12 protein-coding genes are annotated in these 14,872 nt (G+C 40.9%); 6 read left to right on the plus strand and 6 right to left on the minus strand.

The features are described 5' to 3' along the window. Window positions 1–8 precede the first annotated feature (8 nt). The 3 genes from AB6N04_RS10280 to AB6N04_RS10290 are packed head-to-tail and all read right to left on the minus strand — an operon-like array spanning window position 9 to window position 3,884. Window positions 9–1,604 (minus strand): UxaA family hydrolase, encoded by a 1,596-nt coding sequence (locus AB6N04_RS10280; RefSeq protein ID WP_369308206.1) that lies wholly within the window; start codon window positions 1,602–1,604, stop codon window positions 9–11. A 22-nt stretch (window positions 1,605–1,626) separates the two neighbouring features. Further along, the gene (locus AB6N04_RS10285) at window positions 1,627–2,940 is read right to left on the minus strand and encodes an MFS transporter (protein WP_369308207.1); all 1,314 of its coding nucleotides are present in this window, start codon (window positions 2,938–2,940) and stop codon (window positions 1,627–1,629) included. Between the two features lie 50 nt (window positions 2,941–2,990). Beyond that, window positions 2,991–3,884 carry a dihydrodipicolinate synthase family protein gene (locus AB6N04_RS10290; protein ID WP_369312061.1) on the minus strand — a complete coding sequence of 298 codons (894 nt, stop codon included), beginning with the start codon at window positions 3,882–3,884 and terminating at the stop codon, window positions 2,991–2,993. Window positions 3,885–4,225: 341 nt separating this feature from the next. Here AB6N04_RS10290 and AB6N04_RS10295 point away from each other — a divergent pair, with 341 nt between their 5' ends. The 4 genes from AB6N04_RS10295 to pflA all read left to right on the plus strand — a co-directional run bounded on the left by AB6N04_RS10295 (window position 4,226) and on the right by pflA (window position 9,655). Continuing rightward, window positions 4,226–4,999 carry an IclR family transcriptional regulator gene (locus AB6N04_RS10295; protein ID WP_369308208.1) on the plus strand — a complete coding sequence of 258 codons (774 nt, stop codon included), beginning with the start codon at window positions 4,226–4,228 and terminating at the stop codon, window positions 4,997–4,999. Window positions 5,000–5,449: 450 nt separating this feature from the next. Next, window positions 5,450–6,307, plus strand: coding sequence for a formate transporter FocA (gene focA / locus AB6N04_RS10300; RefSeq protein WP_369308209.1), 858 nt, complete (start codon window positions 5,450–5,452; stop codon window positions 6,305–6,307). 70 nt (window positions 6,308–6,377) lie between these two features. Beyond that, entirely contained in the window at window positions 6,378–8,660 is a 2,283-nt protein-coding gene (gene pflB, locus AB6N04_RS10305) for a formate C-acetyltransferase (protein WP_369308210.1), read from the plus strand. A gap of 206 nt (window positions 8,661–8,866) precedes the next feature. Beyond that, complete coding sequence (pflA, locus tag AB6N04_RS10310; protein WP_369308211.1) at window positions 8,867–9,655, plus strand: pyruvate formate lyase 1-activating protein; 789 nt, start codon at window positions 8,867–8,869, stop codon at window positions 9,653–9,655. Window positions 9,656–9,701: 46 nt separating this feature from the next. On the opposite strand, the gene AB6N04_RS10315 is transcribed toward pflA, so the two are convergent. Beyond that, window positions 9,702–10,124 carry a DUF2000 domain-containing protein gene (locus AB6N04_RS10315; RefSeq protein ID WP_369308212.1) on the minus strand — a complete coding sequence of 141 codons (423 nt, stop codon included), beginning with the start codon at window positions 10,122–10,124 and terminating at the stop codon, window positions 9,702–9,704. Between the two features lie 149 nt (window positions 10,125–10,273). Between AB6N04_RS10315 and AB6N04_RS10320 the strand changes: the two genes are divergently transcribed. Continuing rightward, a complete protein-coding gene (locus tag AB6N04_RS10320) occupies window positions 10,274–10,744 on the plus strand; it encodes an Lrp/AsnC family transcriptional regulator (protein ID WP_369308213.1) in 471 nt (156 codons plus the stop codon). 359 nt (window positions 10,745–11,103) lie between these two features. Beyond that, on the plus strand, window positions 11,104–11,910 hold the full coding sequence (locus AB6N04_RS10325; protein ID WP_369308214.1) for a BPSS1780 family membrane protein: 807 nt from the start codon (window positions 11,104–11,106) through the stop codon (window positions 11,908–11,910). A 130-nt stretch (window positions 11,911–12,040) separates the two neighbouring features. Here the strand turns inward: AB6N04_RS10325 and serS are convergent, their stop codons facing one another. Beyond that, window positions 12,041–13,333, minus strand: a complete 1,293-nt coding sequence (serS, locus tag AB6N04_RS10330; protein WP_369308215.1) for a serine--tRNA ligase — start codon at window positions 13,331–13,333, stop codon at window positions 12,041–12,043. Window positions 13,334–13,440: 107 nt separating this feature from the next. Then, a complete protein-coding gene (locus AB6N04_RS10335) occupies window positions 13,441–14,784 on the minus strand; it encodes a replication-associated recombination protein A (RefSeq protein WP_369308216.1) in 1,344 nt (447 codons plus the stop codon). Window positions 14,785–14,872: the final 88 nt, after the last annotated feature.

Here is a 14,872-nt window from a genome sequence, read left to right on the forward strand (position 1 = left end):
ATAAAAAATCAGAGATCCAATGACCGCTTCCACAATAAGAAATCAAATTGTTCTAAGCGATCTGCTTTTACTTGATACTCCCCACTTGCTGTCTCAATCACGCGTTCAAAAAGCCCTTGACTGATTGTGGGTAGAGGCACACCATCAATAATTGGGCCGCAATCATAGTCAATCATGTCAGACAAACGTTCCGCAATTGCACTGTTGGTGGAAATTTTTAATACGGGGACGATCGGATTTCCTGTTGGGGTACCTAACCCAGTAGAGAAAATAACCACATTACAGCCTGCTGCAACAAGACCTGTCACAGCATCCACATCATTACCCGGTGTGCAAACAAGGGATAACCCACTATCAGGCATCGGTTCTGCATAATCACATACTGCACTAATTGGTGAAGTACCGCCTTTTTTCGCTGCGCCCGTAGATTTAATCGCATCGGTAATTAAACCATCAGCAATATTACCGGGACTCGGGTTATCCGCGATGGTAGTGTTAAAAAAATTCGCCGTTTTTTCATAGCGCTCCATCAATTCGAGGAATTTCTTTTTGTCATCGAAAGACACACAGCGTTTTACCATGTCACCTTCTGCACCACACAACTCAGGAAATTCAGCCAAACCCGATGCGCCCCCTAATGTAACCAACCAATCGGAAACAAGCCCCATAGCAGGATTACCAGAGATGCCTGAAAATCCATCAGATGCACCACATTTCACACCGAGCTTTAAATGAGATAACGGAACATCGACTCGCGATTGAGGCTTAACCGCTTTCATACACTCATAAGTTTGTCTGAGTGCCGTTTGCATCATTTCTTCTTCATTACTCCACTCTTGCTGGCGAAAATACAGGGCTGGTTTATCAAAATTAGGGTTACGGGCTGCTAATGACTCTTTAAACATTTTACGCTGCGCTTTTTCACAGCCTAAGCTAAACACAGTAATACCAATTACATTGGGGTGATCGGCATAAGCCGCCAGCACATCACACATGGTTTTGCTGTCTGAGGTTGCTCCGCCGCAACCACTGGTTACGGTAATACACCGCACTCCCTCTATATGTGGTAATAATTTCGCTTTTGCTACTGGTGCTGATGTTCCTGTGGTTAAATCTAATGCAAAGCTTTTTAAACTGTTGTTGGTATAACCCAGGGCATCATTTAAAGCATCCGTTAATTTCGTCACATTGCGGTTTTCGCAAAAAACCAAAGGAAAAATTAACCAGTAATTAGCCGTCCCCACCCGCCCGTCATCACGCACATACCCTTGAAAAGTCCGCGTTTCATAAGCGGAAACATCTGGCGGAGTCCATTGATACGGTGCATCACTTTCTAATGAAACAGGAGCCGCATAATGGCGAATATTGTCCACTGTAATGGCTTCACCTTTGGCAATGGGTTGCGTCGCTTTACCCACTGCGGTGCCATACATCGACACGACACCATCGACGGGAACAGCTTCTAGTGCAAATTTGTGCTTGGCTTTCACATCGGTAACTAAGGTGATTTCTTCACTTCCCCAATGGTAAACCTCTCCAGCATGCAAATCTTTCAAGGCAACAATTAGATTGTCACTTTCATCAATTCGTAAAATCTTTTGCATAACTCACCTTCCAATTGTTGCATTAGTTTGATGACAAAACTTTATGGCCATTTTTATGAGAGTTCTTTTTAAGTAGCGCAATTAATACGGCACAACCTACTGTTATTAAAGATAATGTTACGATCCCCGCCGTATTACTGTTCATGACTTTATCAACTTCAACACGAATGATTGGGGCAAGGAATGAACAAAATGCTCCCATGGTGGTACAAAAGCCGATCCCTGCCGCTAATGCAGGACCGCTGAGTAATTGGGGTGGGAACGTCCAAAAAACAGGTTGAACCGATAAGAATCCCACAGCACTCAAGCATAATGCCGCGATCGCAAACACTGGGCTGGTAAATGCAGATAATGCTAAGCCCAGTGCGGCTGCTAACATACATATCACAGAGATTTCAACTCGGCGCGTTGGATGACGGTCAGCAAAACGCGGAATATAATAAACCCCAAAGGCTGAGCAAGCCCACGGAATAGCTGCCACTAACGATTGTTTGAATCCTAGACTCTCCCCCATGAGTGAGGCCACTTGGGAAGGTAAAAAGAACATTAAGCCATAGACTGAAATTTGGATGGTGCCGTAAATCAACGCTAGATGCCACACTTTGGCGTTTTTGAGTGCAGAAAGTACTGAGGTCGTTTCTGTTTTTGCGTTTTCTTTCGTAAGTTGTTCCGTTAAGGCTTTTTTCTCTTCCTCGGTTAAAAAACGTGCTTTTTCAGGGCTATCATCCAGATAAAAGAAGGCAAAAATACCAATAACCACAGCGGGGAGGCCCTCGATAACAAACATCCAGAACCAACCTGGACGACCTAACCAACCGTGTAACTCTAATAATGCGCCTGAAAGTGGGGAGCCTAATGTCAAGGCCAATGGTACTCCTAAAACAAAGATACCAATCACGGAGCCGCGGACATTATTTGGAAAATAAATTGAAGCTAATAATAAAATTCCTGGATAGAACCCCGCTTCCCCTAAGCCCAGTAAGAAACGCAAAATAATAAATTGCGTTTCATTGGTGACAAGTCCTGTCATTGCAGACAGTACCCCCCAAATAATTGTCGTAATACTCAACCACTTTTGGGCACCAATTTTATTTAAGATTAGGTTTGCTGGAATGCCAAATAATGCATATGCGGCAAAGAAAATCCCTGCTCCAAATGCAAATGCGGAGTCAGATAACCCAATGTCTAACTGCATAGCATCTTTGGCAAAGCCAACATTCACTCGGTCAATAAATGCAACGAAATACAAAATAAACATCAGGGGTACTAAACGCTTCCACGACTTTTTAATCGCCGAGTTTAAAACAGGATTGTTATAAGCTTGTGTTGTCGCCATGATATTTTTCCCTGTCGGTAAGATGTTCTATTGTGTTGTTCTAGGAAAGATCAGAGCGGTAACTCAGCCAACGCTAATAATTGCTGAAGTTGCTCTGTCTGTATACTGTTCAATCCAATAAATGGTGCGGTACAGCAGTCTGAATGAATCACTTTTTTCAATTGCAATGCTTTTTTAAAGGTTGGAATAAACGGCGAATGAATACCGTAAATCGCCATCAGTTGGTCAACACGCTGTTGGTGTTTAGCGACTAGCGCTAAATCGCCTTTTGCAAAGGCTTGCATCCATGAAGTAAAAAATTGAGGAATGATATTAGAAAGCCCACCAATACAACCATTTCCACCCGATAGCACCACATGGGCAAAGTTGTTGTCATAACCGGCATAAACTTCGAAGTGAGGAATACGGGATTTCACCACATTAATCACTTGTGCTGTATGAGTTGTATCTGGAATGGTATCTTTCAACCCAATGATATGAGGGTATTTATCCGCCAAGCGCAAGCACACTTCAGGGGATACGGAATAACCTGTACGCTCAGGGAAGTTATAAATAAAAATATTTGCTGAGGTTTTTTCCGCTATAGTGCTATAAAAACGAAATACATCCTCATCATTTAACGGGAAATAGTATGGGCTTATAATCATCACACCATCTACCCCTTGTTCATATGCGTAATTAGCAAGTTCAATAGATTCATTGACATCTAACCGACTCGCTCCGGCATACACCTTCATATTCCCTTTAGAGTAATTACCGCAAAGGTTAATCAAGGCTTTTGAACGGTTCATATCTAGTGCAAAAAATTCCCCCGTACTGCCCATAGTGACGAAGCCAGATACTTTTTCTTTTATTGAATCATATACCTGCAAATTTTGTTCAGTATCAATTCGACCTTTATCATCAAAAATAGTCACAACAGGAGTGATGTAACGACTTTCCATGCCTGATGCCTCTTCCACCTTATTGTTCATATATACAAACCTTATTAATAAATAAAAACAATAATAACTAACCATGAAACTCCCATTGAGTCAAATTTAAACAACTATAAAATAAAAAATCATAACAAATTGATTTGAAGGGATTTAATTTCAATTTCTCGCATTTACTAAAATAATGGGACTATTTTTTTATTGATAAATTTTGAACACGGTCACGACTTTTCCATCCAATGGCTTTATGCATCAGATAGATTTAGAAAAAGAATGGGTTTTTAGCAGTGATTTACATAGTGCAATTTTGCACCTAGAATAGCGGCACTATTAATCAGGGAGATGGTTCAATGTCTACGGGGCACATGCCGACAATTCGTGTTTTAGAGGTACTTCAAGTATTAGCAGCTGAAAATACGGGCCTGTCCTTGACACAACTTTCTGATAAAACAGGCATTCTAAAGGGGACTATTTACCCTATTCTAAAAACGTTGGTTGAACATCGTTATATTAATTACGATGATAACAGCCAGCTATACTACCTTGGTATCGCCTGCTCGATTCTTTCTCGCGTTTTCTTTGAAAAATCTTATTGGCTGAAAATGATCCACCGCGAGATGAGGCTGATTGTCGAGCAGTGTAATGAAGTGTGCCAAATGGGCATTTTAGATGGTGCCGATGTACTGTATATCGATAAAGTACAATCTGCGCAAAAAGTCCAATTAGTGTCTAGTATCGGCACTCGCCTGCCTGCTATTTATTCTGCATTAGGTAAGGCAATGATTTCTAACTACAGTGATGAACGAATTTCCCAGCTTTACCCCTCTGGTTTCACACCACTGACGCAATATAGCGTGCAAACCTTGTCACAGTTACGTAAGCAATTAAATGCCGTAAAAGAAAATGGCTATGCCGTTGATAATAAAGAAATCAATGAAGAAACCATTTGTTATGCTGTTGCACTGCGGCAACGAAATAAAATTATTGCTGCTATTAGTGTGTCTATTCCAACCTTCCGTGGCAATGATGAAAAAATTGCTCAAGTCATCGAAACCTTGTTAACCAGCCGCGAACGCATTGAACAAGAACTCAACACACTCGATAATATTGAATTTTATAAATAATAAAATTCAATATTAAAAAATATAGTCTAAAATGATCTAGAACAATGGTTTCTGTATACTGTGTTGTTTTGTTGATTGTTAGCAAAATATGACAATTTAGCGTGGGTGTTACAGCAGGTTTCTTCGGTTTATATCAAGAAAGCCAGTACTAAATTTAAACATAAGTTAAATACCGTAGCAAAGGGATCATATTGCACTTAAATAATTAACATTTATATGCATATTTTCACTTTTTATGTCGCTAAAAATGCTCTTTATAAAAATTTTTAATAAACTTTAAAAAATATTTATTTCTTATTTTTCAAATTGTTATATTAACTTTTAACAATTTATTAACCTTTTTAGCAGTGTTCTTGTGAGTGTTCATGATCCATATCAAATTTCTCACTTATCCCCTTTGTTACTATTATTGCGTGCTATAATTAATCAACTTTGTAAGAGAGTGTTGGTATGAAAGCTGACAACCCTTTTAATTTATTGCCACCTGCTGTAATGGCGCAAGTCGCAGATGATGCTGGCTTTTATAAAGCGAACAAACATCCTGCAATTACTTACTTGTCAGCATTCACTGCCGGTATTTTTATCTCTATTGCTTTTGTTTTCTATATTACTGCAACAACTGGGGCTGTTGACGCACCGTATGGCTTTACTAAACTGATTGGCGGGATCTGTTTTTCACTCGGTTTAATGTTAGTCGTTGTTTGTGGTGCAGACCTTTTCACTTCCACTGTCTTAACTATTGTTTCTAAAGCCACAGGTAAAATTACTTGGGGACAAATGTTCCGCAACTGGTTCAATGTTTATATTGGCAACTTAATTGGTGCACTGTTCTTTGTCGCTATCATTTGGTTTGCTGGGCAATACACTGCCGCTAATGGCCAATGGGGCTTAAATGTTTTACAAACAACCAGTCATAAATTGCACCATACATTTGTTGAAGCGGTTGCACTCGGAATTTTAGCAAACTTAATGGTTTGTCTGGCCGTTTGGATGAGCTACGCAGGTCGCAGTTTAACCGATAAACTGGTTGTTTTAATTCTGCCTGTTGCGATGTTTGTTGCTAGTGGGTTTGAGCATAGCATCGCAAACATGTTTATGATCCCACTAGGAATTATGATTAAAGAATTCGCTCCAGCTGAATATTGGGCACAAATCAATATGGCACCTGAGCAGTTTTCACACTTAACGATTGGAAATTTTATGACAGATAACTTAATTCCAGTCACTATCGGAAATATTATTGGCGGCGCTCTTTTAGTCGGCCTCGTCTATTGGTTTATGCATTTACGCAGTGGCAAAACACACTAGTCGCCACTGATACACACGAAAAGATTTATTAAGATCCCTAAAAGATCCACTGTTAAAAGGTAAAAGTATCATGTCCGAATTAAATGAAAAATTCGCTTTAGCATGGCAAGGTTTTAACCAAGGAGACTGGCAGAAAAACGTCAACGTACGTGACTTCATCCAGAAAAACTACACTCCATATGAAGGTGATGAATCTTTCTTAGCAGGCTCTACTCCAGCAACTGATAAGCTGTGGGAAAAAGTCATGGAAGGGATCAAAATCGAAAACCGCACTCACGCGCCAGTTGATTTTGATACAGACGTTGCGTCAACAATCACTTCCCATGATGCTGGCTACATTAACAAAGAATTAGAAACTATCGTTGGTTTACAAACTGACGCACCTCTGAAACGTGGTCTTATCCCGTTCGGTGGTATCAAAATGGTTGAAGGTTCATGTAAAGCTTACGATCGTACTTTAGATCCAAGCCTGAAAAAAATCTTCACAGACTACCGTAAAACTCACAACCAAGGTGTTTTCGATGTTTATACTCCAGACATCTTAAAATGCCGTAAATCAGGTATCTTAACCGGTTTACCAGATGCTTATGGTCGTGGTCGTATCATCGGTGACTACCGTCGCGTTGCGCTGTACGGTATTGATTTCCTGATGAAAGATAAATTCAACCAATTCACCTCTCTGCAAGAAAGATTAGAGAAAGGTGAAGACTTGCAAATGACTATCCAACTGCGCGAAGAAATTGCTGAACAGCACCGTGCACTGGGTCAAATGAAAGAGATGGCAGCTAAATATGGCTACGACATCTCTGGTCCTGCAACTAACGCGCAAGAAGCTGTTCAATGGACTTACTTCGGTTACTTAGCCGCAGTTAAATCTCAAAACGGTGCAGCGATGTCATTTGGTCGTGTATCTACGTTCTTAGACGTGTACATCCAACGTGACTTAGACGCAGGTAAAATCACAGAAGAACAAGCGCAAGAACTGATTGACCACTTAGTCATGAAACTGCGTATGGTTCGTTTCTTACGTACGCCTGAATACGATGAGCTGTTCTCTGGTGACCCAATCTGGGCAACAGAATCACTGGCAGGTATGGGTCTTGATGGCCGTACTATGGTGACTAAAAACACCTTCCGTTTCCTGAACACACTGTATACCATGGGCCCATCTCCAGAGCCTAACATGACTATCCTGTGGTCAGAAAAACTGCCAATGAATTTCAAAAAATTCGCAGCGAAAGTCTCTATCGATACTTCATCAGTTCAGTATGAAAATGACGACTTGATGCGTCCTGACTTCAACAATGATGACTATGCAATCGCTTGTTGCGTTAGCCCAATGATTGTTGGTAAACAAATGCAGTTCTTCGGTGCTCGTGCTAACTTAGCGAAAACGATGCTGTATACCATCAACGGTGGTGTAGACGAAAAACTGAAAATGCAAGTCGGTCCTAAACACGCGCCAATCATGGACGAAGTGCTTGATTTCGATACCGTGATGGAGAAAATGGACCACTTTATGGATTGGTTAGCGACTCAATATGTCACTGCGCTGAACATCATCCACTATATGCACGACAAATACAGCTATGAAGCATCGCTGATGGCTCTGCATGACCGTGATGTTTACCGTACAATGGCATGTGGTATTGCAGGTCTATCTGTTGCTGCTGACTCACTGTCTGCTATCAAATATGCAAAAGTTAAACCTATCCGTGACGAAGATGGCATTGCTATCGACTTCGAAATCGAAGGTGAATACCCACAATTTGGTAACAACGACTCCCGTGTTGATGACATCGCTTGCGACTTAGTTGAACGTTTTATGAAGAAAATTCAGAAACTGCACACTTACCGTAACGCGGTGCCAACACAGTCAATTCTGACCATCACATCAAACGTAGTGTATGGTAAGAAAACAGGTAACACACCAGATGGTCGTCGTGCTGGTGCACCATTCGGACCAGGTGCAAACCCAATGCATGGTCGTGACCAAAAAGGTGCCGTGGCATCTCTGACATCTGTTGCTAAACTGCCATTTGCTTACGCAAAAGACGGTATTTCTTATACCTTCTCTATCGTACCAAATGCATTAGGTAAAGATGATGATGTCCGTAAAACGAACTTAGCGGGTCTGATGGATGGTTACTTCCACCATGAAGCATCTATCGAAGGCGGTCAGCACTTGAACGTTAACGTTATGAACCGTGAAATGCTGTTAGATGCGATGGAAAACCCAGAAAAATATCCACAGCTGACTATCCGTGTATCTGGTTATGCAGTGCGTTTCAACTCACTGACTAAAGAACAGCAGCAAGACGTTATTACTCGTACTTTCACAAGTTCAATGTAATAATAAGCTGATTAAAATAAAGTAAATCTAAGACCCCGTTTTATGGGGTCTTTTTATCTATACTAAGAGCAAAAAACAACAATTTTTTATTTAAAAAATATACGTTGCAGATAAGTGGGCAGCAAATGAGTGCAGTATATGACTAAAGCGAAAGAATGAAGCCCCCTTACAGCTTGAAGTATGACGGATATTTTGGAGTACCTGCTATGTCTGCCAATATAATCACAACAACTGAAATCACGAAAACGGACACTCCTGCGACCCTTGGTCGTATTCATTCATTTGAATCTTGCGGCACCGTAGATGGACCGGGAATTCGCTTTATCGTTTTTTTCCAAGGCTGCTTAATGCGTTGCCTGTATTGCCACAATCGCGATACTTGGGATACCCATGGTGGCAATATTGTTACCGTCGATGAATTAATGAAAGAGGCGGTCACCTATCGCCACTTTATGAATGCAACTGGCGGTGGTGTCACTGCTTCCGGTGGTGAGGCCATTTTACAAGCAGAGTTCGTACGGGATTGGTTCCGAGCCTGTAAAAAAGAGAATATTCACACATGTTTAGACACTAATGGCTTTGTTCGTCGTTATGATCCTGTTATTGATGAATTAATGGATGTCACTGATCTGGTGATGTTAGATTTAAAACAAATCAACGATGAAATTCACCAAAAATTAGTCGGTGTCTCTAATCAGCGCACATTGGAATTTGCTCAATATTTGGCAAAACGTAATCAAAAGACATGGGTGCGTTATGTGGTTGTGCCAGGTTGGAGTGATGATGATCATTCCGTTCATCTACTCGGTGAGTTTACTAAAGATATGGATAATATCGAAAAAATTGAATTATTACCCTACCATGAACTCGGCAAACATAAATGGGAAACCATGGGTGAAGAATACAAACTGGATGGTGTTAAACCGCCATCAAAAGAGGTGATGGAACGCGTCAAAAATATTCTTGAAAGCTATGGTCACAAAGTCATGTACTAACCTGTTGAGGCTCTTAATTGAGCCTCTTCTCTATTCACAATTGTTTTTATTTAAATAAGGGCAAATGGCCAATAAGCTGAGTTACCGCCTTTTTATTTCCCACCAACCCAATACCTGCTAGCTGAATATTTCTATATTCCTGCTCTGATAACTTTTGCTGATACTCATCATAAGTCCGACACGATTGTGCCAATAAACTAAATGGAATGATATAAAGCCCATCTTCCTTTAATGCAGCCGCTTCGATATCTTTAATATATTGCTCTGGTGATTTTAAAATCGGTAAGGGTGCATAAATCACCCCTGGATAATTGATATTATCCGCACTATTCAGATCTTCCCCTACCATATTGTTAACTTTATTTCCTAAGCTCACACCAATCACACTGGCCGCGTTCATAGCAAGCCCGTTAGATAAATCCTGATTGACTACGATAGCACAGCGGTGCTCTGCTGGATTAAATATCATTTATTACCTCTGCTATTTTCAAATGTGTTCATTTCCCAGCAATTATGACATTTAAAGAAAGAAATAGGCTTTCTAACTCAACTATGGCAATCTAGTTATTAGGTAAATTATTTCTCTACAACACAACAATAAGGTAGGAATATTCATTTATGGCAATTGATAAGACAGAAACAAAAATTCTTGCCCTACTACAAGAAGACGCTCGCATCACCAACCATGAATTAGCAGAAAAAGTGGGCATGTCAGCCTCACCTTGCTGGCGAAGAGTTAAAAAACTTGAAGAGGATAATGTGATCCAAGGTTATCGAGCGATCCTTAACCGTAAAAAGATTGGCTTAGGTGTTATGGTGTTTGTGCGTGTGATTATTGATAGTGATAGCGAAGCTGAAGCGCAAAAATTCGAGCAAGAAGTCAGTGAACTTGAGAATGTTGTTGCCTGTTATAGTATTGGTGGTGATACTGACTTTTTGTTGCAAGTAGTATCCCACGATTTAGATTCTTATGCTGATTTCGCTATGTCCGTCATTCGCAGGTTGCCGGGTATTAAAGAAATGCAAAGTATGTTTGTATTAAAAGAAATTAAGCCACTAGATGCATACCCTATCTCAATTTTCGAATAATTAGCCAATTTCGCCCTATTATTTACCACGGTTATTCGTTGTTATTTATCCCGTACAATAAACTTTTTTATCAATAGCCCCGCTATCTAAGGTAGAAAAATCAATATATTTAACCACCAAATAACCGTTTGTATAACCTATAAATTTACTATTCAATGGACAATTATCTTATTACGATAAAAAATACTTTATGAATAAAATAGTTAATCAAAAATACCTTACCAGAATAGTCTGCTTTATAATGCATTAACTTATCTGCATACTACTGCTGATAAAGTAAGAGAGTGCATATAAACTCAACAAACTTTTCTATAATAAATATTGCTAATTCACTACGACAAATAGGTTTCTATTTTATCATGAATAATGAAAACTTCAGTGCAGACAACAACCCTGCGCCTACAATTAACGCTCAAACTCAAGTGGACACTTTTGTTTTTCACGCAGAACCCCGCGCCGTTGATGCAGGTGAAGGTGTAAGCTGGATCAGCCAATCTTGGGCTTTAGTTAAAGAACAATTAGGTATGTGGATCCTGATCAATATCGTGCTATTTGCATTAATGATTGTGATTTCAATGATCCCATTCTTAAACCTGCTCTTGACTTTTATTAGTCCTATTTTTATCGCGGGTATTATTGCTATTTGTGAAAACCAACGTAAAACAGGTAAGGCTGAAATTGGATTACTGTTCGCTGGTTTCCAACAAAAATTCGGTCCATTGTTTGCCGTAGGTGCAATTAACTTTGCAGCTAACTTAGTCGGAGTCATCATCGCATTTATTATTGGCGGATCCGCTATCTTTGGATTAGCACTGCAAAGCAACCAATATGGTGCGCCATCTGATGCAGCGCTTCTGGCATCTTCTGGCTCATTTTTCTTAGTCATTATTGTAATAGCAGTCGCTAGTTTAGTCGGCACTGCATTAACCTGGTTTGCCCCTGCACTGATCATAAATCACAATGCAACTGTCGGCGCTGCAATTTCTGCAAGCCTACAAGCCGTTAAGAAAAATATTTTACCTGGTATTCTGTTCTTTATTGTATTAAGTATTCTGGTGATTATTTCTGCAATTCCTTTAGGTTTAGGTCTCTTAGTCTCTATGCCTATTCTGTATGTTAGTTATTACAGCACATACCGCAGCCTGTTTTTCTCAGAAGTGAAATAAGCTGTAAAACAACATTGATTTTGTTTTTAAAAAGGAAAGCTTGGCTTTCCTTTTTTATGGTTAAAGCCATAAAAAAAACCGCCGAGGTTATCCTCAGCGGTTTATTGTTTATAAATAGCATGGCGATAAATTAGCCGATGTATTCTAACCCTTTCATGTATGGACGTAATACTTCAGGAACTTCAATGCGACCATCTGCTAATTGGTAGTTTTCTAAGATAGCAACCAACGTACGACCCACCGCTAAGCCTGAACCATTCAATGTATGAACGAGTTGAGTTTTCTTATCACCCTTACCACGGAAACGTGCCTGCATACGACGCGCTTGGAAATCCCACATGTTTGAACAAGAAGAGATTTCACGGTATGTATTTTGTGCAGGCAACCACACTTCTAAATCGTAAGTTTTACGTGAACCGAAACCGATATCACCTGTGCATAAAATCACTTTACGATATGGCAAGTTAAGCAGCTGTAAAACCTTTTCAGCATGACCTGTCAACTCTTCCAGTGCATCCATGGATTTTTCTGGATGAACAATTTGCACTAACTCGACTTTGTCAAACTGGTGCATACGGATAAGGCCCCGTGTATCACGACCATAAGAACCCGCTTCTGAACGGAAGCATGGTGTGTGAGCGGTCATTTTTAGAGGAAGAGCATCTTCATCTAAAATTTCATCACGAACCAAGTTAGTGACAGGGACTTCAGCCGTTGGGATCAATGCATAAGTACTACTATCTGCTTCTTCTTCCAACGGTTTAGTGTGGAATAAATCTTCACCAAATTTAGGTAGTTGACCAGTACCATACAGAGTGTCATGGTTAACTAAATACGGAACATAGAGTTCTTGGTAGCCATGCTGTTCTGTATGTAAGTCCAACATAAACTGCGCTAATGCACGATGCATACGCGCAATTTGCCCTTTCATAACAACAAAGCGAGCACCCGTTAATTTAACCGCAGCAGGGAAATCCAAACCGCCAGTTAATTCGCCTAGGCTAACGTGATCTCGAACTTCAAAGTCATACTGGCGAGGTTCACCCCAACGTGCAACTTCGACGTTATCCGAGTCATCTCGACCATCTGGTACTTGATCATCTGGAATATTCGGGATGCTTAAGGCAATATCACGGATCTCTTGTTGCAGCTTGTCTAGCTCTGCCTTTGCAGAGTCCAATTTTTCGCCTAATTGGTTAACTTCCTGACGTAATGGCTCAATGTCTTCACCACGCGCTTTAGCCGCACCGATGGTTTTCGATCGCGAATTGCGGTCTGCTTGCAGGGTTTCAGTTTCAACTTGTAAAACTTTGCGGCGTTCTTCTAATTCACGCAGCTTTTCCACATCAAGGGTAAAACCCCTGCGAGCCAGTTTTTCAGCAACCGCGTCTAGCTCCGTACGCAGTAAATTGGGATCGAGCATGCTTATCCTGTGATTATTATGAGTAATTAATAATACTTTTGATAGCGCATTCCAGCGTCATCATAAAGTAAAGTTTTTCGCTATATAACCTTACCGCATTGCCTTGTTTAGCGGTAGCGTTTTGTGGTACTAATTTGATCCTGCTGGGCTAACCAGTCTAATTTTTCAGCAAACTTACTTTCTAAACCACGTTTTGTTGGGTAATAATAACGTGTTGTTCGCATAGGTTCAGGAAAATAGTTCTCACCCGCTGCGTAGGCATTGGGTTCATCATGGGCGTAGCGGTATTCACTACCGGCCCCCATTTCTTTTAGCAGTTTTGTTGGTGCATTACGTAAGTGGTCAGGGACATCATAATCAGGCTGCATTTGTGCGTCTTTAATCGCAGCTTTGTATGCAGTATAAACTGCATTACTTTTAGGCGCACAGGCCAAATAAACAATTGCTTGAGCAATAGCGCGTTCTCCCTCCGCAGGTCCTACTCGCGTAAAACAGTCCCATGCCGAAACGGCCACTTGCATTGCACGAGGGTCCGCATTTCCCACATCTTCAGAAGCAATGGCTAATAAACGACGAGCAACATATAATGGATCGCCACCTGCGGTGATGATCCTCGCATACCAATACAGTGCTGCATCGGGTGCCGATCCTCGAACTGACTTATGCAATGCGGAAATCAAATCGTAAAAACGATCACCTTTATTATCAAACCGTGCCGTACGTTCGCCACTCACTTCTTTAAGTAACTCAGCGGTTAAAATGCGCTGACCTTGGCTGTTTGCTTCGGCCATATCTGCCATCATTTCAAGTAAATTTAGCGAGCGCCTTGCATCCCCGTTGACAAGTTGCGCTATCATTTTGCGAGTACTATCTGGCAAGATAATATTTTGCCCACCAAGTCCACGAGAAGTATCCGCCAGTGCTTGTAATAGTACTTGCTCAATATCATCCTCTTCCAAGGATTTAAGCAAATAGACTCTGGCACGGGATAACAGTGCTGAATTTAATTCAAATGACGGGTTTTCCGTGGTTGCGCCAATAAATGTGATTGTGCCATCTTCAATATGCGGTAAAAAGGCATCTTGCTGGCTTTTATTAAAGCGATGAACTTCATCCACAAACAGGATTGTTCTACGCCCTGCACTGCGGTTTTGACGGGCTTTTTCGATGGACTCACGGATTTCTTTGATACCTGAGGTTACCGCAGAAATGCGTTCAATATCCGCTTGAGCATAATGACCAATAATTTCTGCTAATGTCGTTTTCCCTGTGCCCGGCGGCCCCCATAAAATCATGGAATGCAGATGCCCCGCTTTGATAGCTCGCGGCAATGGTTTTCCGTCCGCTAGCAAATGCCGTTGACCAATATATTGCTCAAGGGTTTCAGGCCGCATACGGGCTGCTAAAGGCTGAAATTCATTCTGCGAAAAGTCGAGAGACAGGTTACCCACAATATCCTCTTTATTACCGCTTAAAACTAATGACTTATTTGCTAGCCATCAGCAGAAAATACCGGTGGCTAGCGATAATAACTGATTT

The organism is Providencia rettgeri (genome assembly GCF_041075285.1).
Taxonomy (GTDB): domain Bacteria; phylum Pseudomonadota; class Gammaproteobacteria; order Enterobacterales; family Enterobacteriaceae; genus Providencia; species Providencia rettgeri_G.